Origin of the sequence: Microbispora hainanensis (assembly GCF_036186745.1) — a bacterium.
In the GTDB taxonomy this organism is placed as follows: Bacteria; Actinomycetota; Actinomycetes; order Streptosporangiales; family Streptosporangiaceae; genus Microbispora.
Genome location: NZ_CP108086.1, coordinates 918,520 through 941,105, shown reverse-complemented (window position 1 = coordinate 941,105; position 22,586 = coordinate 918,520). Strand labels below are relative to the sequence as shown.

Annotated in this window: 20 protein-coding genes; 15 read left to right on the top strand and 5 right to left on the bottom strand. The window is 72.9% G+C overall.

The genetic code is table 11. The features are described 5' to 3' along the window. Positions 1 to 14: 14 nt before the first annotated feature. Both OHB01_RS04260 and OHB01_RS04255 read right to left on the bottom strand, forming a co-directional pair. A complete protein-coding gene (locus OHB01_RS04260) occupies positions 15 to 326 on the bottom strand; it encodes a winged helix-turn-helix domain-containing protein (protein ID WP_142650722.1) in 312 nt (103 codons plus the stop codon). Continuing rightward, on the bottom strand, positions 326 to 793 hold the full coding sequence (locus OHB01_RS04255) for a hypothetical protein (RefSeq protein WP_142650721.1): 468 nt from the start codon (positions 791 to 793) through the stop codon (positions 326 to 328). The genes OHB01_RS04260 and OHB01_RS04255 overlap by 1 nt, the downstream gene beginning before the upstream one ends. Positions 794 to 944: 151 nt before the next feature. Between OHB01_RS04255 and OHB01_RS04250 the strand changes: the two genes are divergently transcribed. The 9 genes from OHB01_RS04250 (at position 945) to OHB01_RS04210 (ending at position 10,204) form a co-directional block, all read left to right on the top strand. Then, positions 945 to 1,664: a hypothetical protein gene (locus tag OHB01_RS04250; protein WP_142650720.1), complete on the top strand. Its 720-nt coding sequence runs from the start codon at positions 945 to 947 to the stop codon at positions 1,662 to 1,664. Next, positions 1,658 to 2,923, top strand: a complete 1,266-nt coding sequence (locus tag OHB01_RS04245) for a S8 family peptidase (protein ID WP_142650719.1) — start codon at positions 1,658 to 1,660, stop codon at positions 2,921 to 2,923. Before OHB01_RS04250 ends, OHB01_RS04245 begins: the two co-directional genes overlap by 7 nt. Before the next feature lie 9 nt (positions 2,924 to 2,932). Further along, on the top strand, positions 2,933 to 3,838 hold the full coding sequence (locus OHB01_RS04240) for a hypothetical protein (RefSeq protein WP_240971931.1): 906 nt from the start codon (positions 2,933 to 2,935) through the stop codon (positions 3,836 to 3,838). Continuing rightward, positions 3,832 to 4,995 (top strand): S8 family serine peptidase, encoded by a 1,164-nt coding sequence (locus tag OHB01_RS04235; protein WP_168066374.1) that lies wholly within the window; start codon positions 3,832 to 3,834, stop codon positions 4,993 to 4,995. The genes OHB01_RS04240 and OHB01_RS04235 overlap by 7 nt, the downstream gene beginning before the upstream one ends. Before the next feature lie 136 nt (positions 4,996 to 5,131). Further along, positions 5,132 to 5,500 (top strand): hypothetical protein, encoded by a 369-nt coding sequence (locus OHB01_RS04230; protein ID WP_142650717.1) that lies wholly within the window; start codon positions 5,132 to 5,134, stop codon positions 5,498 to 5,500. Continuing rightward, a complete protein-coding gene (locus tag OHB01_RS04225) occupies positions 5,497 to 5,814 on the top strand; it encodes an MGMT family protein (protein ID WP_142650716.1) in 318 nt (105 codons plus the stop codon). The genes OHB01_RS04230 and OHB01_RS04225 overlap by 4 nt, the downstream gene beginning before the upstream one ends. Before the next feature lie 246 nt (positions 5,815 to 6,060). Next, positions 6,061 to 8,958 carry a CDP-glycerol glycerophosphotransferase family protein gene (locus OHB01_RS04220; protein ID WP_142650715.1) on the top strand — a complete coding sequence of 966 codons (2,898 nt, stop codon included), beginning with the start codon at positions 6,061 to 6,063 and terminating at the stop codon, positions 8,956 to 8,958. 149 nt (positions 8,959 to 9,107) lie between these two features. Next, entirely contained in the window at positions 9,108 to 9,602 is a 495-nt protein-coding gene (locus OHB01_RS04215) for a DUF6010 family protein (protein ID WP_205830872.1), read from the top strand. A 59-nt stretch (positions 9,603 to 9,661) separates the two neighbouring features. After that, positions 9,662 to 10,204 carry an RDD family protein gene (locus OHB01_RS04210; protein WP_142650714.1) on the top strand — a complete coding sequence of 181 codons (543 nt, stop codon included), beginning with the start codon at positions 9,662 to 9,664 and terminating at the stop codon, positions 10,202 to 10,204. Here the strand turns inward: OHB01_RS04210 and OHB01_RS39830 are convergent. Next, positions 10,156 to 10,518, bottom strand: a complete 363-nt coding sequence (locus tag OHB01_RS39830; RefSeq protein ID WP_405394589.1) for an SDR family oxidoreductase — start codon at positions 10,516 to 10,518, stop codon at positions 10,156 to 10,158. The two genes, OHB01_RS04210 and OHB01_RS39830, sit on opposite strands and share 49 nt — an antisense overlap. 105 nt (positions 10,519 to 10,623) lie before the next feature. Here OHB01_RS39830 and OHB01_RS04200 point away from each other — a divergent pair, with 105 nt between their 5' ends. The 3 genes from OHB01_RS04200 (at position 10,624) to OHB01_RS04190 (ending at position 18,037) form a co-directional block, all read left to right on the top strand. After that, complete coding sequence (locus tag OHB01_RS04200) at positions 10,624 to 11,475, top strand: helix-turn-helix transcriptional regulator (protein WP_328854955.1); 852 nt, start codon at positions 10,624 to 10,626, stop codon at positions 11,473 to 11,475. A gap of 71 nt (positions 11,476 to 11,546) precedes the next feature. Then, entirely contained in the window at positions 11,547 to 14,786 is a 3,240-nt protein-coding gene (locus OHB01_RS04195; RefSeq protein ID WP_142650713.1) for an ATP-dependent helicase, read from the top strand. After that, positions 14,780 to 18,037 carry an ATP-dependent helicase gene (locus tag OHB01_RS04190; RefSeq protein ID WP_142650712.1) on the top strand — a complete coding sequence of 1,086 codons (3,258 nt, stop codon included), beginning with the start codon at positions 14,780 to 14,782 and terminating at the stop codon, positions 18,035 to 18,037. Before OHB01_RS04195 ends, OHB01_RS04190 begins: the two co-directional genes overlap by 7 nt. Here OHB01_RS04190 and OHB01_RS04185 read toward each other — a convergent pair. Further along, positions 18,012 to 18,737, bottom strand: a complete 726-nt coding sequence (locus OHB01_RS04185) for a Uma2 family endonuclease (protein ID WP_142650711.1) — start codon at positions 18,735 to 18,737, stop codon at positions 18,012 to 18,014. The genes OHB01_RS04190 and OHB01_RS04185 overlap by 26 nt on opposite strands. A 399-nt stretch (positions 18,738 to 19,136) precedes the next feature. Between OHB01_RS04185 and OHB01_RS04180 the strand changes: the two genes are divergently transcribed. Continuing rightward, positions 19,137 to 19,904, top strand: a complete 768-nt coding sequence (locus OHB01_RS04180) for a hypothetical protein (protein ID WP_328709209.1) — start codon at positions 19,137 to 19,139, stop codon at positions 19,902 to 19,904. Here OHB01_RS04180 and OHB01_RS04175 read toward each other — a convergent pair whose 3' ends face one another. Next, positions 19,905 to 20,540 carry a TetR/AcrR family transcriptional regulator gene (locus tag OHB01_RS04175; protein WP_142650709.1) on the bottom strand — a complete coding sequence of 212 codons (636 nt, stop codon included), beginning with the start codon at positions 20,538 to 20,540 and terminating at the stop codon, positions 19,905 to 19,907. A 54-nt stretch (positions 20,541 to 20,594) separates the two neighbouring features. Between OHB01_RS04175 and OHB01_RS04170 the strand changes: the two genes are divergently transcribed. Further along, positions 20,595 to 21,479, top strand: coding sequence for an ABC transporter ATP-binding protein (locus OHB01_RS04170; protein WP_328854954.1), 885 nt, complete (start codon positions 20,595 to 20,597; stop codon positions 21,477 to 21,479). Beyond that, a complete protein-coding gene (locus OHB01_RS04165) occupies positions 21,466 to 22,227 on the top strand; it encodes an ABC transporter permease (RefSeq protein WP_328854953.1) in 762 nt (253 codons plus the stop codon). The genes OHB01_RS04170 and OHB01_RS04165 overlap by 14 nt, the downstream gene beginning before the upstream one ends. The last annotated feature ends 359 nt before the right edge of the window (positions 22,228 to 22,586 follow it).

Sequence of the window (22,586 nt, the reverse complement as noted above, 5' to 3'; positions counted from 1 at the left end):
TCGCCGTACGCGCCCTACGCGTGGTCGTCCGGCACCACGCTGAGGCCGCTGGGCGCGACGATGCGCTGCAGGGTCTCGACGTAGGCGGCGAACGCCGCCCGGCCCTTGCCGGTGAGCTTGAACCACGTCTTGGGCCGCTTGCCCACATATCCCTTGCGTACGGCGACGTATCCGGCGGCCTCCAGCGCGCTGCCGTGCTTGGACAGGACCGAGTCGCTGACGCCCAGGGTGTCGCGGACGAAGGCGAACTCTGCCTCCTCGGCCGCCGCGAGCAACGAGACGATCTGCAGCCGGGCGGGGGCGTGGATGACGGGATCGAGTTCCATCAGTGGGTCTCTTCGAATCGGCGGGCCACCCGGCGGGCGATGCGGCGGGAGATCGCCCGGCTGCCGAGGGCGAAGTACACGGTCATCACGACGCCGCCGCCGGCCATGCCGTACGGCACGTCCGCGGCCTGGAGCGCGAACGACGCCACCCAGCACAGCACGATGCCGGCGAAGAGCCAGGGCAGATAGACGGCCGAGAAGGCACGTCTCATCGCGGGGTCGCTGACGGTCATCGGCCGTGTCTTGGCGAAGACGGCGGTCAGGGCGCCCAGCGCCGCCATGAGCAGGATCCCGCCGCAGATGGTCACCGGGATCGGCGTGCCGGGCTCGCTGACGACGAGGACGCCGGTCACCAGGACCCCTACGCCCGTGATGAACCAGGTGGGCAGCCAGGTCTGGGTCCTGATCGCCTTCGCCTGGGTCTGCCGGATCAGCGCCAGGCTCTGCGCCGCTTCCTCGGGGTTCACGGGGGCTCCTCTCGTATCTCTTTCCATCTCGGAAAGTACTTTCCACTTTCCGGAGCGTCAAGTACTTTCCGGTGGCATTTGTGGGGATGGCTGGCGGTAGGTCGCGTTAAGGTCACTGGAGGAGGGAGGCCGCGACGGGAACGGAGGCGCAGTGGGCGAGACGCGCACCTGGCCGGTCGTGGCCGTGGCCTCCGCGTTCACCCTCGTCTGCGCGATCGTCGGCGGGATCGCGGCCAGCGCCGCAGTCGCCGAGCTGACGAGAGGGCCGAGCACGGCGGAGCTGCGCGAGGCGCAGGCGGCCGAGACGGCGCTGCGATGGGAGCGCTGGCCCGCCGGCCGGATCTTCCCCGCGACCCTGGCCTACACGAGCGAGCAGGGCGGGCGTGAGTCGGCGCGGCGGGTGGGCATCTCCTCGCGCACCGACTGCCGCGGCGCCGTCGACACGGCCATCGCCGGTCAGATCACGGCGGCCGGCTGCCGGGCGATCCTGCGGGCCACCTACCTCGACGCCCTGCAGGGCATCGTGGTGACGATCGGCGTGGCCGCCTTCCCCGACGCGCTCAAGGCGCGCTCGGCCGTCCCGATCTTCCCCGGCGACGGCTCGGCCGCCCCCGGCCTGCGCGCCCTCGCGTTTCCCGGAACCGTGACCGACCGCTTCTCGGCGGGCGGCCGCCAGTCGCTGGTCCTGCACACGGCCGGGCCGTACCTCGTGATGGCGACGGCGGGCCAGGTCGACGGGCGTCCGGCCCGCGCGCTCGGGGAGCAGCGGGAGACCATGTTCTCGTTCACCGGGGACCTGGCCGAGGAGGTCGGCGCGATCCTCACCGCGCCGGCGTCCCCGGACTGCACCGCCAAGGAGTGGCAGTGCTGACCGCGCCGCTCCGCAGGGCCCTCGCGGCGTGCGCCGCCGCGTTCGCCGTGGCGAGTGGCACGTTCCTCGTTCCCGGCCCGGCCAGGGCCGACGACGTACGGCTCAGCCAGCAGGACGTGCTGCGCACGCTCGACGTCGACGACGCCTGGCGGCTGACGAAGGGCAAGGGCGTGACCGTCGCGGTCCTCGACTCGGGTGTCGATCCCGACCACCGCGACCTCGCCGGATCGGTCGTCACCGGGAGGGACTACACGGCCGGGGCCAACCCGCGCGGGGTGCAGCCGGTGCGCCTGCACGGCACGTACATGGCCTCGCTCATCGCCGGGCACGGGCACGGCCCCGGCGGCGCGGACGGCATCATCGGCATCGCGCCGGAGGCCAGGGTGCTGTCGGTGCGGGTGATCCTCGAAGACGAGGAGCCCGGGTTCCGCACGTTCAACTCCGACGCGCGCTACGAGGCCGTGGTCGCCAAGGGCATCCGCTACGCCGTGGACCACGGCGCCCAGGTCATCAACCTGTCGCTGTCGAAGGACATGCCGACGAGGGACGAGCGTACGGCGATCAGATACGCGATCTCCAAGGGCGTGGTCCTCGTCGCCGCGGCGGGCAACGAGGGCGCGGGCAAGCGGACCGCGCCGTACTCCTACCCGGCGGCGATCCCCGGCGTGATCTCGGTGGCCGCCGTCACGTCCACGCTGAGGCGGGCCTCGTTCTCCAACCGGAACTCCTCGGTGATGGTCGCCGCGCCGGGCGTCGACGTCCTCGGGGCCGGTCCCGGCGACGAATACTGGGTCGGCCGGGGGACCTCCCAGGCGACCGCGCTCGTCTCCGGCGTCGCCGCGCTGATCAAGTCGCGGTATCCCCGCATGTCGCCCGCCCTCGTCGCGCAGGCGCTCGCGTCGTCGCCCGCCAGGAAGGGGCCGTACAACACCGGCACCGGGTTCGGGGTGGTCAACGCCTACCGGGCGCTGAGCGTGGCGGCGACCCTGGCCAGGCATCGCGCCACGGCGTCGGGGACGGGCGTGCAGAACCCCTTGCGCGCCGTCCGCGCGGCGGCGGCAGACCCGGACCCCATCGTGGTCGTACGGCGCGACACGGGGTCGATCCTGCTCTGCGGAGCCATCGCGCTCGGCGGCTTCACCGGCTCGGGCGCGGGCGTGGCCGTCCTGCTCGTCCTCACCCGGCGGGCGCGCAGACGGCAGCGGGAGGAGGACGACGCGCTGCCGCCTGCTCCTTGGCCGACGGGCCTGCCGACGTAGCATCGAGGTATGCCGCCCGAGCAGCCCCGCATCCCGCAGACGGCGCGGACGCCGTCCGGTCTCCGGCGGCCGGGTCCGCGGGCGCTGCCGCTCGGCGCGTCCGCGCGCCGCGCCCGCGCGCGGCCCTGGACGGCGTCGAGGGGACGGGCCGCCGCCGCCCAGGCGGCCAAGGAGCGCGCCGAACTCGCGCGCGGCATCCGCTTCCGCTCGCTCTATCTCACGATCATGGGCGTCGTCCTCGCCGTCGCCGCGGTGAACGTGCTGCTGGGATCGGTCGGGCTGATCCAGGAGAACCAGGCCAGGCCGCTCACCGACGCCGAACGCGCCCGATATGTGGCCGAGGACGTGGCCCGCCGGTGGCGCGCCTGGCCCGCCGGCATGGTCTTCCCCGAGGAGCTTCCGTACCTCGGGCTCGGCCGCGCCCAGCAGTACGCGCGCCGGGTGGGCATCGCCCCCGAGGCGGCGTGCGCCGCGGCGGTCGACTCGCCGGTGGCGGCGGTGCTGCGCAAGCACGGCTGCCAGGCCATGCTGCGCGCCACCTACGTCGACCAGACCTCGACGTTCGCCGTCACCGTGGGCGTCGCCGTGCTGCCGAGCGAGCAGGCCCGCGCCGACGCGGCGGGCGAGCTGCCCGTGGACGACCGGGTCGGCGTACGGCCGGTGGCCTTCCCCGGCACGGTCACCGACACGTTCGGAGCGGCCCAGCGCCAGCGCACGGGATGGGTGGGCGCCGGGCCGTACATCGTCTTCTCCACAGTGGGGTACACAGACGGAAGGACGCGCGCCTCCGTCCCCCTGGAGGAACAGGTGAACAGCGAGATGTGGCCCGTGGCCGAGACCGTGGCCGGGCGCATCGCGCGCGCCCTCGGCGAGCCTCCCGACGTCCCACGCTGCACCCAGGGGAACGTGTGCTGAGGCCGGCCCTCCTCTGCGCGGCGATCACGGCCGTCCTCCTCGGGACGGGACCGGCGGCCGCGGCCGCGCCGGGCGACGAGGACGCGCGGTGGGCGCTCGACGCCGTCAACGCCGCCGCCGCCTGGAAGGTCAGCAAGGGCGCGGGCGTGACCGTCGCCCTGCTCGGCGGCGGGCAGCCCGACGCGAGCCTGCCCGGGCTGAGCGGCCGGATCGAGCTCGGGCCCGACCTGACGGGCGCGGCGATCGGCGACGACACCGTGCCGCCGGGCGACGACGCGACCGCCCTGGCCTCGGCGATCGCCGGGAGCGGACGCGGCGGGGGGACGCCGGGGATCGCGCCGGAGGCGCGGGTGCTGTCCGTCCCCGTGGCCCGCAGCCCTTCCGGGGGTCCGGGACCCGCCGAGCCACAGGACAGCCCGATCGCGCGGGGCATCCGCTACGCCACCGGCCGGGGCGTCAAGGTCATCTGCCTGCCCGTCCCCGCGTACGCCGTGGACCGTGTGGAGCGGGACGCCATCTCCTTCGCGCTGTCGAGGGGCGTGGTGGTCGTCGCGGCCGTGGGGGACGCCGGCCGGTCGCCGTACGCCAGGGAGAACGGCACGTCCTATTGGGCGTTCCCCGCGGGCTACCCCGGGGTGGTGGGCGTCGCCGCCGCCGACCGCAAGGGCGCCAAGACCGCGGGCAGCAGCGACAACCTCTCGGTCCTGGTCGCCGCGCCCGGAGACCGCGTGCCCGTCACGCTCGCGGGGGGCCGCCGGGGAGCCGTGTCGGGGACCGGTGTGGCCAGCGCGCTCGTCGCGGGCGCTATCGCACTAATAAAGGCGAAATATCCGAATTTGCCGCCGGAGTTGGTGTCGCGTGCTTTGACGGCGACCTCGCGGCCTCGTCCGTCCGCGGGTTATGACGACAAAGTCGGATTCGGCGTCATCGACGCGGCGGCGGCCCTGCGGAAAGCCGCGGAACTGACCGAATATGGCCGCACGTCCTCGATGCGGGACGACTCTGTGCAGGACGACGCGCATTTCGGCAGGGGACCGGTCGCGGAAGGGCCGGCACGTCCGGGGCCCGATCCGGTTAGGCTCTGGATCTACGGCATCGCCGTCGCTCTCGGAATCGGTGGTTTCTGCACCGCGGCCGTCGCGTTGCGCCGCCGCTGACCCGGAAGCCGCCGTCCGCCGAATGCCGCCGGTGATCACATGTTGGCCGCCGTTCTGCAGCATTTCGGACGCGGTCTTCCCGATGTTCGTGTTTCCGGTGACAGAGCCCGGTCAAATTTCGCTAAGGTCGCGGCTCATGGGGTACGAGCTGCGCGTAGAGCGGGATGCACCGCTCGCCTACGCCGAACTCGCGAGCGTCTCGGCACGGGCCGGATTCGAGCTGCGCGGGTCGCAGGAGGCGGGCGAGGTCGTCGCGCGCCACGGCGACTCGGTGCATCAGATCGCGACCTGGTCGGGGCGGCTCTCCGGCCAGCCCGGGTCCGACTGGCAGGTCGCCCAGCTGGCACTTCTCACCGATCTCATGGGGGCCCGGCTCGTGGGTGAGGACGGCGAGGCGTACGGCATCAGGAACGGCGTCGTCGAGCAGATCAACGGATCGTCCACGTACGAGTTCGGCAAGCTCGAAGAGATCCTCGCGGCCGGGCCGACCGAGTGGAGCGCTTGAGGGACGGCCGCGGCCAGCCGCCGCCGTACGCGGAGCGGGTGCTCGACGTGGTCGAGCGGATCCCGCGCGGCAAGGTGATGTCGTACGGGGACGTCGCCGAGTATCTCGGCGAGGGCGGTCCCCGGCAGGTCGGCCGCGTGATGTCGCTGTGGGGCGGAGCCGTGCCCTGGTGGCGCGTGATCCACGCCGACGGCACCCCGGCGGCCGGCCTCGAAGCCGAATGCCTCGCCCGGTGGCGGGAGGAGGGCACGCCGCACCGCGGCACGCGTGCGGACATGCGTGCGGCCCGCTGGGACGGCCGGGAGCGACCGTGACGGTGATCATCGTAACGCCCCTCCGGCGCCGGCTCCAGAGCTGACTTCGGGCCTGACGATCCGCGCCCCGGGCGGTCGGATCGGTGTCACTCCCCTCCCCGTAGTGCCACTCGTCACCCGGTGCCACAGGGGTGTCACCCGCTGATTCACAGGAAATCCACAGGCTTTCGCGAGTCAGGTCTGGCAGTGTTCTGAGGGCATTACCATTTTCTGAAACCAGGTCTGGCGAAGGGTGGTGCCTCCCGAATGACACCCGCACCCACGAGCGACGCCGTCGCTGAACGACTGCGGGCTGTCCAGGAGCTATACGACCGGGGCGAGCCGATAGACGCGCTGGTCGCGCTCGTGCGCGCGGAGGGGCTCAGCCCCGCGCAGCGCCGGGAGGTCGACCGCGAGGCGATCGTCGGTCCCCTGGGTCTGCGCCTCGACGCCGCCGCCAAACGCGGGCCCGCCCGCCGCCGTCAGACCATCGACGCGCTGCGCCCCTACCTCGCGGAGGTCGACCCGAAGGTCAAGCGGGACCTGCCGGTCGGGCGCCGGGTCGCCTGCCACCTGATCGAGACGCAGGACCCGGGCGAGCTCGCCGAGGGCGACGCGCTGGCCAAGCTCGCCGCCGCCGCGGCCGAGCCCTCCCGCCGGGTGCGGCGGGGCCTGCGGTGGTACGCCGACCTGCCGGTGGAGGTCGCCGACCCCTCGCTGCTGCGCCTGCGGGCGGCCGACCTCGTGCCGGTCACCCAGATCGACGACATCACCTGGGTGGGCAACCGCCTGAGGGTGACCGGGCACGCCTACATCGCGGGCCTGTCGGTCCGCAGCGGGCGGTTCAACCGCGCCACCGTCGTGCTGCGCGGCCCCCGCTGGCTGCCCCGGATCACGATGAAGACCCGCAGGACCTACCGCCCCGAGGCGACCCACGCGGCCCGCGAGCCCGGATGCAACTACGACTGGGCGGGCTTCACCGCCGAGGTGCATCCGTTCGCGCTGCGCTGGCGTGCCGGGGTGCGGGCCCTGGTGCGCGGCGCCAAGCGGGTGCTGCGCCGCCGCCACATCGTGCAGGACACCACCACCTGGCGGGCCGAGATCGTGATCTGGAGCCGCGCCGCCCGTGCCAAGGGCGTGCTGCGCGGCCCGGTGATCGGCCGCACCGAGCGCCCGGCCGGGCTCCAGGTGCGCCCGCGCTGGTGGGTGCGGCCCGTGTGGACCTCCGACAAGGCGCTGCAGGTGGTCTACCAGCCGACCCGCGCCCAGCTCACCGGCGTGCGGCTGAACGGCGACAACATCGAGCTCACCGGCTTCCTGCCGGGCCGGCCCGTCACCAAGGGCAAGGCCCGCGTCGGCGGTCACCGCATGTCTGCCGACTTCACCCCGGTCGAGGGCGGCAGCCGGTTCTCGCTGTCGCTCGCGGTCGGCACCCTGCTCAACGCCGAGTCCCGTCGGCTGTGGGTCGAGCCCAAGGGAGACCCGGCCGCCGCCGTCATGCTGGAGGGCGCGGAGGAGACCCGCCTGCTGCTCGGCGAGCGCGAGATCACGGTGCAGGGCGACCGGCGCGACCGGGTCGTCATCTCGGGTCACAAGATCCTGCCCGTGATCACCTCGGCCGAGTGGCACGACGAGTCGATCACGCTCACCGGCCGCTACCCCGACCCCGACCAGGGCCCGCGCGACCTCGTGCTGCGACACCGGGGCGGGCTCACGATCCGCGTGCCTCTGGAGCGCGACGGCGAGCGCTTCACCGTACGGCTGTCGCCCGGCGCGATGCCGCGCTTCGGGTCGGCCGTGCCGCTGGCCGAGGGCACCTGGAACATCTCGGTGGCCCCGCCCGGCCGGTACGGCCCCGCGATGGTGCCCGTCCGGTTCGACCACGCCGGTCTCGACGCGCTGGACGAGAGCCCCCGGCTCATCGGCGGCCGGGTCTACCGGTTCGTCGCCACCCGTTATGACGTGCCGGTGCTGGTGGCGGCCGAGGACCGGCCCGGCGACGAGCGGAGCGCGGCGGGTGTGTGGGCGCTGAGCCGCACGTTCTACCCCGCCGAGCGCGCCCGGCCGCTGCGTGAGGCCACCGTCTACGTCTCCTTCGATGGCCGTGCCTACTCCGACAATCCGCGCGCCATCTACGAGGAGCGGGTGCGGCGCGGCGACGAGGGCGAGCACATCTGGGTCGTCAGGGACGGCGCGTTCGTGCCGCCGGGCTCGCGCGAGCTGGGGCTCGGCGACGGCGTGACGCCCACGGTCGTCCGCGAGGGCAGCCGGGAGCACTACGAGGCGCTGGCCCGCGCCCGCTACATCGTGTCCAACGGCTTCATGCCGCAGTGGTTCCGCACCCGCGACGACCAGGTGTGCGTGCAGACCTGGCACGGCACGCCGGTCAAGCACATCGGCCGCGACCAGGCCCACATGAAGCGCGAGCCCCGGCCCCCGGTCTGGCACCGCCAGGCGGTGGAGGTCCGCGGCTGGGACCTGCTGCTGTCGCAGAGCCCGTGGGCGTCGTCCGTCCTGCGCAAGGCGTTCGGCTACGAGGGCGAGATCCTCGAGTCGGGCTACCCGCGCAACGACGTGCTCGTCTCCGGCGACCGCGACGCGATGGCGGCCGAGATCCGGCGGCGGATCGGCATCCCCGAGGGCAAGCGGGTCGTCCTGTACGCGCCGACCTACCGCGACTACGACCGCAGGAACGCCACGGTCAAGCTCGACCTGGCGGACGCGAAGCGGGCGCTCGGCGCCGATCACGTCGTGCTGGTCCGCGGCCACATGATGCAGGCCTTCCCGCACGTGAACGCGCACGACGGCTTCGCGATCGACGTGACGACCTATCCCGACACGGCCGACCTGCTGCTGATCGCCGACGTGCTCGTCACCGACTACTCCTCGGTGATGTTCGACTTCGTGGCGACCGGGCGGCCGGTCGTGCTGTTCACGCCGGACCTGGCCAAGTATCGCTCGTCCCGCGGGCTGTACCTCGACCTGGAGTCCCAGCGTCCGGGGCTGCGGCTGGAGACCTCGCCCGAGGTCGTGGAGGCCCTGCGCAACATCGACGCGGTGACCGCCAAGCTGGCCGACCGCTACGCGGCCTTCGCGCGGACCTATGCGCCGCACGACAACGGCAAGGCCACCGCCCGGGTCATCGACCACGTGTTCTCCTCCTGACCGGCACCGGGAACGCCGAGGATCGCGAGGCACCGGTGCCGGACGGAGGAGATCCCCAGGGGACAGGCGTGGCCGGCGAGGGACGGCCGTCCGCGTAGGCGGCCTGGCGGGATCCCGTCGGCATGTGACGCCAATGCCCCTGGGCGGGCATGCGGCCGGCTGGTTGGCTGTCCGGCGCGGGCACGCCGCTCGCGCTCACGACAGCCATCCGAGAGAGCCGCACGACCATGAATCTCGTCCTGCCGATCCTGATCGGCCTCGCCTACGCCGTGCTGATGTCGCTGATCCCCGAACCGGCCCGCCGCCGCTTCAACGCGATCATGGTGGGTGGGGCGGGGGCCGCCTACCTCAGCGGCGGGGGCCTCGGCGGCTGGGAGTTCCCCTTCACCGCCCTCGTCGCCTACTGCGCCTACCGCGGCCTGGAGTCGTGGACGTTCATCGGGATCGCCTGGCTGCTGCACACCGCCTGGGACGTCCTCCACCACCTCAAGGGCAGCCCGATCATCCCCTTCGCCCACGACTCGTCCTTCGGCTGCGCCGTCTGCGACCCCGTCATCGCCCTGTGGTGCTTCTGGGGCGGTCCCTCGCTCATCGGCCTCGTACGGGCCCGGATCACCCGGCCGCGCATGCCGGTTTCTCCGTGATGAGTGGTGCCTCCTCCGCTCCACCCCGGTAGCGTCCTGAACGTTCATGAAAGGACGCCATGTCGACTTCGTCATCATTCATCGGGGGGACCCGCGCACCGGCCTGGCGCCGCATCACCGCCTGGCTGATCGACTGGTTGTTCATCCTCATCCTTCCGCTGCTCCTGGTCCCCGTCGGCGTGGTCGTCTACTCGGCGGGACTGCGGCTGCCCGTCGGCCTGTGGAACCTCGTCTCGTTCCTCCTCCTGATCGCGCCGGTGACCCTGTGGTGCGCCCGGCGCGAGTCCGGCCGCTTCCAGGCCACGCCGGGGAAGCGGGTCAGGGGCCTGATCGTCGTGGACGCCCGCTCGGGGGGACCGATCGGTTTCGGGCGCGCGCTGCTGCGCAACACCGCCAAGATCGCTCTGCCGTGGGAACTGGGGCACACCGTCGCGTACGGCTTCGCCACCGCGGCCCCGAACCCGCCCGGGTCTCTGCTGGTGCTGACGATCATCGTCTACGTCATCATGTTCGCCTGGCTGGGCGCCCTTTTCCTGCCCTCGGGCAGGACGCCCTATGACCTGCTCTCCGGCACCCGGGTCGTCCGGCCGCAGGCGCCGTGATCGGTCTGCCCGCTCAGACCTGGTTCGCCGGAAGCGCGACGACCTGACGGAGGTCGACGTGCCGTGCCCGGCTGACCGTGTAGGCGATCCGGGAGCTCGGGGCGCAGCTCGCCGGGATGTACGAAGTCATCACCTCCCTGACCGCCGAGGACGTCGCCGACCGCGGCGGCGACTTCCTCCAGCCGGTCGGCGCGGCGGGCGAGCAACGCGACCTTCGCGCCGGAGGCGGCCAGCAGCCGTGCCGTCGCCTCTCCGATGCCGCTGGCGGCCCCCGTGACGACGGCGACGCGTCCGGCCAGGTTCTCGTAGCTCACGGTGACTCCTTCGTTCGAGGTTGACGAGAGCCACCCTGCCGGGGCGGGCCGGGCATACCCAGCACACGCTTTTTCCTGGTAAAGCCGGTACTAGGCTTGGACGTCATGGATGGCGATCTGGGACGGTTCCTGCGCTCTCGCCGGGCCCGGATCCGGCCCGAGGACGTCGGCCTCCCGGCGCACGGGCGGCGGCGGGTCAGCGGGCTGCGGCGCGAGGAGGTCGCGCTGCTCGCGGGCATGAGCGCGGAGTACTACATCCGCCTGGAGCAGCAGCGCGTCCGCAACGTCTCCGACGAGGTGCTCGACGCGGTCGCGCGGGTGCTGCGCCTGGACGGCACCGAGCGGGCACACCTGCGCCGCCTCCTCCGCCCGCCGGACGACCGGCGCGCTCCTCTCGGCCACGTCCGGCCCGGGGTGCGGATGCTCCTCGACGCGGCAGACTCCGTGCCGGCGTTCGTCCTCGGGCCCCGGATGGACGTGCTCGCCTGGAACGCACTCGCCGACGCGGTCACCGGTTTCTCGGACATGCCCGAGGGCGAGCGCAACATGGCCCGCCAGACGTTCCTGACGCCGCGTGCGCGCACCCTCTATCGCGAATGGCCGGCCGTGGCCGCCGAGGCCATCTCCTATCTGCGGCTGTACGCCGGGATGCACCCCGACGACCCGCTGCTGGGCCCGCTTGTCGCCGATCTGTCCGCCGATCCGGACTTCGCCCGCCTGTGGGAGGAGCACCGGGTCGCCGAGAAGACCTTCGGCGTCAAGCTGCTGCGCCACCCGGAGCTGGGCGATCTCGACTTCGCGTACGAGACCCTGGCCCTGCCGGGGGACCCCGACCTGCTGGTCGTCATGTACACCGCCGATCCGGCCTCTCCGACCGGCCGCGTGCTGGCCCGGCTCTGGCGGGCCCAGCGCGGCGATCTGGATAAACCGGACGTACGGGTGCCGACGGCCGGCTGATCCGCCCTACTGGGACACCGAGTGGGCATTCGGGCACGATCTGTCTCAGTGATCTGGTGGAATGCTGTGTTGTGAGTGGTCAGAACTACCGGCTGGTGCGTCGCGGGGGAGTGGGACGCCGCGCCGCTCCCGTGCTGGACGAACATCAGCGCGCCGTCGTCGAGCACGAGAGCGGTCCCCTGCTCGTGCTCGCCGGGCCGGGCACCGGCAAGACCACCACGATCGTGGAGACCGTCGTCGACCGGGTCGAGCGCCGCGGCGTGGACCCCGAGCGGGTGCTCGTCCTCACCTTCAGCCGCAAGGCGGCCGGCGAGCTGCGCGAGCGGATCACCGCCCGGATGCGCAGGACCACCAGGACCCCGCTGGCCCTCACCTTCCACAGCTACGCGTACGCGCTGCTGCGCCGCGAGGCGGTGCTGGCCGGTGAGCCGCCACCGCGCCTGCTCACCGGCCCCGAGCAGCTGCTGGAGATCCGCCGGCTGCTGCACGGCGAGCTGGAGGACGGCGCGCGGCACTGGCCCCCGGACATGCGGGAGCTGCTCAAGACCCGGGGGTTCGCCGAGGAGCTGCGCGACTTCCTGTCCCGCGCGGCCGAGCGCGGCCTGTACGGCGACGCGCTGGTGCGGTTAGGCCGCGAGCACGGCAGGCCCGACTGGGAGGCCGCCGGGCTGTTCTCCTACCGCTATCAGGACCGGTTCGACCTCGATCCGGTGCCCGCGCTGGACTACTCCGAGCTGATCCGCGAGGCGGCCGGTCTGCTGGCCGACGGCGAGGTGCGGCGGCGCGAGCGGGACGCGTACGACCTGGTGCTCGTCGACGAATACCAGGACACCGACCCGGCGCAGGAGTTCCTGCTCAGGCAGCTCGCGGGAGACGGCCGCGACCTGATCGCCGTGGGCGACCCCGACCAGTCGATCTACGGCTTCCGCGGCGCCGACGTGCAGGGCATCCTCCGGTTCCCCGAGCGGTTCCCGACGCGCGACGGGCGGGACGCCCCGGTGGTCGCGCTGCGGGTGTGCCGCCGCAGCGGCCCCGCCCTGCTGGAGGCCTCCCGCCGCGTCGCCGGCCGCCTCCCGGCCGTGCCGGGCCATGAGAACAGGACCGGCGGCCACCGCGACCTGATCCCGCTGGAGGACGCCGAGCCGGGCGAGGTGAAGGTCCTGCTGGCCGACAGCGCCAGCCAGGAGGCCGCGGTGGTGGCCGACACGCTGCGCCGGGCGCACCTGCTCGACGGGGTGCCGTGGTCGCGCATGGCGGTGCTGGTGCGCAGCGCCGTGCGCCACGTGCCGCTGCTGCGGCGGGCGCTGGTCACCGCGGGGGTGCCCGTCGTGGTCGCGGGCGACGAGCTCCCGCTGGTGCAGGAGCCCGGCGTCCGGCCGCTGATCACACTGCTGCGGATCGCCGCCGCGCCGTCCACGCTGGACGTGGCGACCGCCGAGGAACTGCTGACCGGTCCGCTCGGCGGCACCGACATGATCGGCGTGCGCCGGCTGCGCCGCGCCCTGCGGATCGCCGAGCACGAGGCGGTCGCCGCGGAGGCCGCCGCCGCGGAGGAGGCGGGTCAGCCGCCGCTGCCCTTCACCCCGCGCTCGTCGGACGAGCTGCTGGTCGCGGCGCTGCGCGACGCCCGGGAGCTGGGCGGCGTCGAGCCCCACGTCGCGGCGCCGGCGGAACGGCTCGCGCGGCTCATCGCGACCGCCCGCGAGGCCGTACGGCACGGCCAGGGCGCCGAGGAGACGCTGTGGGAGATCTGGCAGGCCAGCGGGCTCGCGGAGCGCTGGACCGAGGCCAGCCTCGCGGGCGGGGCCCGGGGCGCCCAGGCCGACCGCGATCTCGACGCCGTCGTGGCCCTGTTCGACCACGTGGCCCGCTTCACCGACCGGCTGCCCAAGGCCGGGGTCGCGGTGTTCCTCGACGACCTGACGTCCCAGGAGATCGCCGGCGACTCGCTGGCCGAGTCGGCCCCCGAGGGCGACGCCGTACGGATTCTGACCGCGCACCGGTCGAAGGGTCTCGAATGGGACGTGGTGGTGGTCGCCGGCGTCCAGGAGGGCCTGTGGCCCGACCTGCGCCTGCGCGGCTCGCTCCTCGGCACCGAGGCCCTGGTGGATCTGGCGGGCGGGGTGGAGTTCGCGGGCGGCTCGGCGCTGGACACCACGCAGGCGGCGACGGCCGCGCTGGCGTCCAAGCTCCTCGCCGAGGAACGGCGGCTGTTCTACGTCGCGGCCACCCGCGCCCGCAGGAAGCTCGTCGTCACGGCCGTCGGCGGCGAGGACACCGACGAACGGCCCTCCCGGTTCCTCACCGAGCTGCTGCCCGGCGGCGTGGAGGCGGCGACCGTGGACGACCGGGCGCGGTGGCTCAGCATGCCGGCGCTGGTCGCGGACCTGCGCGCGGCAGTGTGCGACACGAGCAAGTCCGAGGCGATGCGCCGCGAGGCCGCCGCGCACCTCGCCAGGCTGGCCCAGGCGGGGGTGCCCGGGGCCAATCCCGGCGAGTGGTACGCGCTGACCCCGATCTCCGACGACCGGCCGCTCGGCTGGCCCGACGACGTCGTGCAGATCTCACCGTCGTCGGTGGAGAGCTTCACCAAGTGCGGCCTGCGCTGGATGCTGGAGACCGCGGTCGGGGCCGGGTCGTCGAACGTCACCCAGAACCTCGGCACTGTCGTCCACGCGATCGCCGCCATGGCCACCGAGGACGGCACCGACTACGTCAAGCGGCTCGACGACATCTGGGACCAGTTCGACTTCGGCGGGCTGTGGTTCAACCGCAAGCAGCGCCGCGTCGCCGAGCAGATGGTCGACAGGTTCGTCCGGTGGCAGAAGGACAAACAGCGCGATCTGGTCGCCGTCGAGGAGGCGTTCACCGTACGGGTGCCGGGCCACGACATCCAGATCACCGGCCGGGTGGACCGGGTCGAGCGGGACGAGGCCGGCCGAGCCTTGATCATCGACATCAAGACCGGCAGCGGCAAGCCCAAGGACACCGAGATCGACCGGCACCCGCAGCTCGGGGTGTATCAGCTCGCCACGACGCTCGGCGCGTTCGAACGGCACGGCCTCACCCAGCCGGGCGGCGCGTCGCTGCTGCATCTGGGCAAGGCGGCGGGCCAGTCGGCCGACGCCAAGGAGCAGGCCCAGCGGGCGCTCGCCGACGACCCCGAGCCCGACTGGGCGAAGGAGCTGGTCAAGACGGTGGCGACCGGCATGTCCGCCAACGTGTTCGTCGCCACGGTCAACGACGGCTGCCGCACCTGTGCCGCTAAAATCGCCTGCCCTGTGAACGACAACGGAGGACAGGTGTGCTGACGCCCGGTGAGCTGGCCGGCCGGCTCGGGATCCTCCCGCCCACCCCCGAGCAGGCGGCCGTCATCGAGGCGCCGCCGGAGCCGATGGTGGTCGTGGCGGGGGCGGGGTCCGGCAAGAGCGAGACCATGGCCGGGCGGGTGGTCTGGCTGGTCGCCAACGGCCTGGCCAGGCCCGAGCAGATCCTCGGCCTCACCTTCACCCGCAAGGCCGCCGCCGAGCTGGCCGAGCGGGTGCGCCAGCGGCTGGCGGGGCTGGCGGCGGCCGGGCTGGTCGAGCCCGAGCTGCTCGACTCCGAGCCGACGGTCTCCACCTATCACGCGTACGCCGCCCGGCTGGTGACCGACCACGCGCTGCGCGAGGGGCTGGAGCCCACGATGCGGCTCGTCACGCCCGCCGTGGCCTGGCAGATGGCGGCCCGGGTGGTGGGCCAGTATGACGGGCCGATGGACCGGGTGGACCTGTCCCCGTCCAGCGTCACCGCCGCCGTGCTGGAGCTGGCCGGAGAGCTCGCCGAGCACCTGCGCGAACCGTCGGACGTACGCGAGGTCGGCGACTGGCTGCGCGAGCGCCTGGCCTCGCTCACCGGGCGCATCGTCAAGGACCAGCGCAAGCCCGTCGAGACCCAGGCCGTCCGCGAGCAACTGCTGCCGATGGTCGAGGCGTACGAACGGCTCAAGCGGTCCAGGGAGGTCATCGACTACGGCGACCAGATGGCGCTGGCCGCGCGGATCGCCTCGCGGCATCCCGAGGTCGGCGCGTCGGAGCGGTCCCGGTTCTCCGTCGTGCTGCTCGACGAGTATCAGGACACCAGCCACGCCCAGCTCGTGCTGCTGCGTTCGCTGTACGGCGGGGGCCACCCGGTCACGGCGGTCGGCGACCCCTGCCAGTCGATCTACGGCTGGCGCGGCGCGTCGGCGGGCAACCTGTCCCGGTTCCCCCGGGACTTCCCGGCGGCGTCCGGAGAGCCCGCACAGGTGCGGCGGCTGTCGGTCAGCTTCCGCAACGGCGAGCACGTGCTCGGCGTCGCGGCCCGGATCCAGGCGCCCCTGCGCGAGGAGGCCCGTGAGGTGCCGGTGCTGGTGCCCGGCGGCAACCGGGTGGGCCGGGGGCGGGTGCTGTGCGCCTTCCACGAGACGGCCGAGGACGAGGCGGAGTGGATCGCCGAGGGCCTGGCCGGCATGCTGCACGGCGAGGGCGCCCCGGACGGCCTGCCCTGGGGCGAGGGCGAGCGGGCCAAGCGCGGCCCCGCCCTGCAGCCGCAGGACGTCGCGATCCTCGCCCGCAAGCGGTCGCAGTTCCCGGCCCTGCGCCGGGCGCTGGAGGCCCGGAGAATCCCCGTGGAGGTCGTGGGCCTCGGCGGGCTGCTCACCGTGCCCGAGGTGGCCGACATCGTCGCGACCCTGCGGGCCCTGTACGACCCGACAGCCGGGGACGCGCTGGTGCGGCTGCTCGCAGGCCCGCGCTGGCGGATCGGCCCGGCCGACCTCAAGGTGCTCGGCGACCTGGCCCGCGAGCTCAACAAGGAGATCAGGCAGGCCAGGGGAGGACCACGGCCGGAGGACCCGCTCGACCAGGTCGTCGCCGACCTCGCCGAGGAGCGCGGCAGCCTGATCGACGCGCTCGACGAGCTGCCCGACCGGCCCGACTGGCTGGAGCGGTTCTCCCCGCCGGCGCGGATGCGGCTGCCCGCCGTCGCCCGTGAGCTGCGCTGGTTGCGGGGCCACGCGGGGCAGCCGCTGCCCGACCTGATCAGCGAGATCGAGCGCAGGCTCGGTCTCGACGTGGAGGTCGCCGCCAGGGGCGGTAGCCCGCTCGCCGCCCGCGCCGACCTCGACGCCTTCCTCGACGCCGCCTCCCGGTTCGCCGGCGACTCGGAGGACCCGACGCTCGGCGCGTTCCTGGCGTACCTCAAGGCGGCGGAGAGCGAGGAGTTCGGGCTGGAGGCCGGGCGGGTCGGCGACAGCAACACGGTCAAGCTGATGACCGTCCACGCGTCCAAGGGACTGGAGTGGCCGGTCGTGGTGGTGCCGGGCCTGTCGCAGCTCACCTCGCAGAAGGGCGGGCTGATCAGGGGCAGCATGTTCCCCGCGACCCCGGTCACCAACTCGCGGTGGACGGAGAACCCGCGCAAGCTGCCGTACCCGCTGCGGGGGGACAGCGCGGACCTGCCCGAGCTGGCCGGGCTGGACCGGGAGGCGCTGGGTGCCTTCGACGAGCGCTGCCGCGACCGCGACCTGATGGAGGAGCGGCGGCTGGCGTACGTCGCCGTCACCCGGGCGCACTACCTGCTGATCGCCTCCGGCTACCGCTGGGGCTCCTCGTCGCGGCCGCTGGAGCCGTCGGACTTCCTGCGGGAGATCCGCGAGGCGGGCGCCCGGGTCGTCCGGTGGGCCGAGGACACGGAGAGCACGGACAATCCGCTGCTCGCCGAGCCGCCGGTGGCCGAGTGGCCGTCCGTCACGGTGCACGACGCGATCCTTGACGGCGCCCGCCTCGTGGAGGAGGCGATGATGGGCGACGCCCCGCCCCCGGCGGCGGATGGTCACGCCCTGCTCAGGGACCGGGATCGGGAGCGGCTGCGGGCCTGGGCGCGCGACACCGACCTGCTGCTGCGCGAGCGGGAGACGAACCGGCAGCGGGCCGGGGCGGTCGTGGAGCTGCCGTCGCGACTGTCGGTGTCGTCGCTGGTCACGCTGGCCCAGGACCCGGCGGCGTTCGCCCGGCAGGTGCGCCGGCCTGTGCCGCGTAAACCCGCTCCGCTGGCGCGCCGGGGCACCACGTTCCACCGGTGGCTGGAGTCGCGCTGGGGCCAGCAGCGCCTGATCGACGACCTGGAGCTGCCCGGCGCCGCCGACGAGCTGTCGGAGACCGAGATCCAGCTCGCCGAGCTGCAGGAGCGGTTCGAGGAGAGCGAGTGGGCCGCGCGTGAGCCGGTCGACCTGGAGGTCCCGTTCGAGACCATGATCGGCGACCGTCTGGTGCGCGGGCGGATGGACGCGGTCTTCCGCGAGGGCGACGGCTACGTGGTGGTCGACTGGAAGACCGGCGAACGGCCGCAGGGCAGGGCCGCCGAGACCGCGTCGGTGCAGCTCGCGGCCTACCGGGTGGCCTGGGCGGCGCTGGCGGGGGTGCCGCTGGAGAAGGTCGGGGCGGCCTTCCACTACGTGCGCTCGAACGAGACCGTCCGGCCCGTGGATCTCCTCGACGCGGACGGTCTCACCACGCTCATTCAGCGGGTTCCGGAGGACTGACCACCTCATCGAAGAGCGCGCTCGTCTCGATCTTCATCCCGAACGGTTCGGGCAGCTCCAGCACCTCGCCCTCCTCGGCGGTGACGATCCGTTGGTACGGCTGCCGGTCGTCGCGGGGGCCGAGGTCGGGGAGCGGGTCGCTCATCAGGGTCACCGTGCGTGGAGTCGCCAGGGGGTCCACGATCAGGTAGAGCGGCACGCCCGCCCGCGCGTAGTCGAGTGGCTTCTCCTGCCAGTCGACCTTGCGCGTGCTGAACGAGCACACCTCCACGGCCAGCAGGAGGCTGCGCCCGTGAGCGCGCATCTCGTCGAACGCTTCGGCCCTTTCCGGCACGACCATGAGGTCCGGCAGTCGCAGGTCGGGCTGCGGTGGGATGTGAACCCCCCAGCTCTGGTGGAAGCGCCAGCGGTTGGCCAGCTTCAACGGGTACAGAAGATCGGAGAGCCTGTCGATGATGTCGACGTGCTCCCTGTTCGCTGCAGGGCTCACGACGACCTGCCAGTTGTGGATCTCCGCCCGATAATCGGCTTCCTGGAACGCCAGGCACATCTGCAGCAGTTGGTCCTCGAGACGTTCGGGCAGCCTGTCCTCCGAGGGCTTGGGCTCGTCCGCGACGAGATCGTCGGGGACGGGGCTGACCTGCTTCTGCGGGACGCGGTGGTCGCGCCTGCCGCGCTTGGTCGGCTTGGTGAGGGCCATAGCGCCATCCTCTCCTGCTCCTCCATTGATGGTACGGAAGGTTTCCAGAGCGCCACGGAAAGTAACAGGAGAGTGATGGGCGGGAGATCGCTCGGAAGGGGCGACGCGGTGAAGGAATGCCCTACCGGGGGAAGGAAAACCGGCTCCACAAATCAGTCATAGGCGACGTACCCGCCACAAAGGTCCCGTGCCGGGATGGGGATTATCCGCGAGAGCGATTCTCTATTCCGGTGACGCCAACCGATCATGATCGGCTATCAATGACCTATGTCGGTTGTGCGGACAGCGATGGCGGTGGTCTGTGTCGCGGTGGTGACCGGGTGTTCGGCGTCGGCGGCGGCTCCGGATCTCACGCTTCCCCTGGACGCCTACAGTCTCGGCGCGAAGGATCGCGCCCAGGTGACTCGGGCCCGGTTCATGCTGATGGAGGAATGCCTGCGTCATGTGGGGATCGATTTCCGCTTTCCCGCCGTCCAGCCGGTGACCGACCTGCGCAATGTCGATCTCCTTGGGTGGCTCGATCCCCGCCGGGCCGCCGAATCGGGATATCTGGAGCCTGGGCGGAGTTCGGATGAGATGACCGGCGTGCCGTCGTACTCCATCACCGACGAGGCGTCCTATGTGCTTTACGGCAAAATCCGGCGATACCACGGAAAGGCGGTGCCGCCCGGAGGCTGCATGGCCAAGGCCGACGCCCTGCTGAACCGTGGAGCGCACGGCGTGAGCCCGGCCGACGCGGGAAAGAGGTTCGACGACGACGAGGTCCCGCGTTTCGTCGACGCCGCGGCCGACATCGCATTGAAAGACCAGCGGATCGCGGCAGCCGAACGCGAGTGGAGCGACTGCATGCGTTCGGAGGGCTTCGACTATCGGAGCACCGTCGAGGCCGGTGGCGACCGGCGCTGGGCGGCGACCGTCAACGACGACTCGGCCGGCCACACCCCCAAGTCACGCGGCACGAAGGCCGAGATCGACACAGCGGTCGCGGACGCGCGATGCCGGGCCGAGACCGGCTACACCGACGTTCGCCGCGAGGTCTTCGTCGAGGCCGAGCGCCGTGTCATCGGCCAGAACCGGGCCCGGCTCGACGTCATCGGATCGCTCGACCAGGCCCGCCTCGCCAACTCCGCCAAGGTCCTCGACGGCACGCTCACTCTGTCCTGGTGATCAGCGTCGGCCTGCGGCCGCCTCGATCAGCCGCAGGACGTCGTCCAGGTCGGCCTCGAACTCGGTGGCGAGGTCGTCGGGCAGGCGGAGCCAGGGCTTGAGCCTGGCGTGCGCGGGAAAGTCGCCCTCGGGGAGACTGCCGCGGTGCCCGCGCGGATCGGGGTCGCCGCTCGTGAAGCGGCCCGAGACCTCGGACGCGGCGAAGCCGATCACGAAGGTGCTGAGCAGGCGCTCCAGCCGGGGAACTTCCCGATCCGGCACCCCGGCCTCGATGAGCGCGTCGTAGATCACGTCCACCGTACGGACGGCGTCCGGCGTGACGGCGGGCCGGGAGAACAGCAGGGGCGCCGCCCAGGGATGCCGCCGGACCATCGTCCGGACGGCGCGTGCGAGGGCGGCGAGCCGCTCGTCCCACCGCTGAGTCTCCTGCCGATCCCGGTCCGGCGGCAGGAGCGCCGCGAGCAGGTGCCCGACCATGGCGTCGAGCAGTTCGGCCTTGCCGCCGACATGCCGATAGAGCGCCATCGGCGTCACCCCGACGCGCTCGGCCACCGCGCGCATCGAGACCCCGTCGAGCCCGCGCTCGTCGGCGATGGCCAGTGCCACTTCGAGGATCTCTTCCCGCCTACCGCCCACAGGTATACAGTGTAGACGTATACGCCGTATACCTCGTATGCTCCGGAGGGATGGATGCTCGCCGCGGAGAAGCTGGTGAAGCGCTACGGCGCGCGCAACGTGCTCGACGGCTTCGACCTCACGGTCGCGCCCGGCGAGATCACCGGCCTGATCGGCCACAACGGCGCGGGCAAGACCACCTTCGTCGAGGTCGTCACCGGCCTGGTGCGCCCCGACGCCGGCCGCCTGTGGGTGGCCGGACATGACGCGCTCCGCTCCGGCAGTGCCGTACGGCGTCTGCTCGGCGTGGCTCCGCAGGAGCTCGCCCTGTACAACCGGGTGAGCGTCCGGGAGCACCTGCGGTTGTTCGCGGGGCTCGCCGGGCTGCGCGGGCGGCGCAGGGACGCGGAGACCACCCGCGTCCTGGACGAGCTCCACCTCGCCCCGGTCGCGGACCGGCCCGCCGGGGTCCTGTCCGGTGGTCAGCGCCGCCGCGTCCAGGCGGCCACGGCCATGGTGGGGTCGCCGCCGCTGCTCCTGCTGGACGAGCCGACCGCGGGCGCCGACCCGGAGACGCGGGCGGCACTGCTGGCCGCGGTCCGGGCCCGCGCCGAGGCGGGGGCCGCCGTCCTCTACACGACCCACTATCTGCCGGAGCTCGTCGATCTGGACGCCACGGTGGCGCTCGCCCGTGCCGGACGCGTCATCGCGCGTGGCTCCCAGCAGGAGCTCACCCGAGACCTGCCGGGCGAGCTGCGGGTCGCCTTCGACGACCCGGCCGAGCCCGAGCTGCGCCTGCCGACCACGGACCCCGGCGCCGATCTCGCCGCGCTGCTCGCGTCGGGACGTACGCCCGTCTCCGTCGATGTGCGGCGGCCCGGCCTGGACGACCTCTACCGCTCGCTGGAAGCCGCGTTCTCGGAGCGGGACGGCGGGGAGGTGCGCGATGTGGTCCGGTGAGTCCGTACGCCGCGTCGGCGTGCTGATACGCCACAACCTGCTGCTGATGCGGGGCGAGCCCGGCCCCCTGGTGAGCCGGATGATCCTGCCGCTCGCCTTCCTCGCGCTGCTGCGCCCGCTTTACGCGGCGGCGCAGGGCGAGGCGGCGGGCACGGAGCAGGCGGTCGTGGGCACGCTGGTGACCTTCTCGCTGCTCGCGCTCGGCATCTCCGGCAGCGCGATCCTCACCGAACGGCTCGGCCGCACCTGGGACCGCCTGCGCGGCACGGCGCTGCGTCCCGCGGAGATCCTGGTGGGCAAGGCCGTGCCGGTCTTCGCCGCCATGCTCGCCCAGCAACTGCTCGTCATCGGCTTCGGCGTGTGGGTGCTGGGCCTGCGGGTGCCGCATCCGCCGCTCCTGCTGGGCGTCCTGCTCTGCTGGAGCTGCACCCTGCTCGCCCTCGGCGCGCTGCTCGGCGTGCTCGTACGCGGAATGGGCGAGCTGTCGGCCGCGTACGACATCGGCGGCATGCTGCTCAGCAGCCTCGGCGGCGCGCTCGTTCCGCTCGGAGCGCTGCCGCACTGGGTCGCGGCCGTGGCCCCGGTCTCTCCCGGCTACTGGGCCGTGCACGGGCTGCGTGCCGCGCTCGCCGGCGACGCGGCGACCGTGGCGGAGGTGTGCGGGGTGCTCCTCGTCGTCGCGCTGGCCTGCGGCGCCCTGGCCGTTGGCCGCCTGAAGGGGCGCAGCGGACGGCTGGTGGCGCTCTGACCGCCCGGCGGCAGGCCGCTTGTCTCCTCGTCACCGCAGGCGACAACCCTGAGCGGCACCGCAGGCGACAACTCTGATCGGCTGAACAGCGGGGCCGCCTTTGCCGCGCTGTGCGGCGTCAGCCCCATAGGACGTCTTTCGGCTCGGCGTGGCCCTTCTTCCATGCGGCCTCTGGCGTCTCATGAGTCGTGAAGGGTGCCGGTGTGCGTCTCGCCGTGCGTCCCGTCGGCCGCAATGGAGTAATCGGTTGACTCTGCCCGTTCGGCCACGTAACGCGGCTTGTTCGTCGCGTCCGCCGTCGGCCGTTTGTATTTGTCCATCAGCCGCCTGAGGGGCGCAAATCCGGCTTTGGTCAATTC

Bases quoted from the DNA above. Each gene is read 5' to 3' on its own strand.
- OHB01_RS04200 (WP_328854955.1), top strand. From the start codon at position 10,624: ATGGATGGCGATCTGGGACGGTTCCTGCGCTCTCGCCGGGCCCGGATC.
- OHB01_RS04210 (WP_142650714.1), top strand. From the start codon at position 9,662: ATGTCGACTTCGTCATCATTCATCGGGGGGACCCGCGCACCGGCCTGG.
- OHB01_RS04215 (WP_205830872.1), top strand. From the start codon at position 9,108: ATGCGGCCGGCTGGTTGGCTGTCCGGCGCGGGCACGCCGCTCGCGCTC.
- OHB01_RS04185 (WP_142650711.1), bottom strand. From the start codon at position 18,737: ATGGCCCTCACCAAGCCGACCAAGCGCGGCAGGCGCGACCACCGCGTC.
- OHB01_RS04170 (WP_328854954.1), top strand. From the start codon at position 20,595: ATGCTCGCCGCGGAGAAGCTGGTGAAGCGCTACGGCGCGCGCAACGTG.
- OHB01_RS04240 (WP_240971931.1), top strand. From the start codon at position 2,933: ATGCCGCCCGAGCAGCCCCGCATCCCGCAGACGGCGCGGACGCCGTCC.
- OHB01_RS04165 (WP_328854953.1), top strand. From the start codon at position 21,466: ATGTGGTCCGGTGAGTCCGTACGCCGCGTCGGCGTGCTGATACGCCAC.
- OHB01_RS04230 (WP_142650717.1), top strand. From the start codon at position 5,132: ATGGGGTACGAGCTGCGCGTAGAGCGGGATGCACCGCTCGCCTACGCC.
- OHB01_RS04220 (WP_142650715.1), top strand. From the start codon at position 6,061: ATGACACCCGCACCCACGAGCGACGCCGTCGCTGAACGACTGCGGGCT.
- OHB01_RS04260 (WP_142650722.1), bottom strand. From the start codon at position 326: ATGGAACTCGATCCCGTCATCCACGCCCCCGCCCGGCTGCAGATCGTC.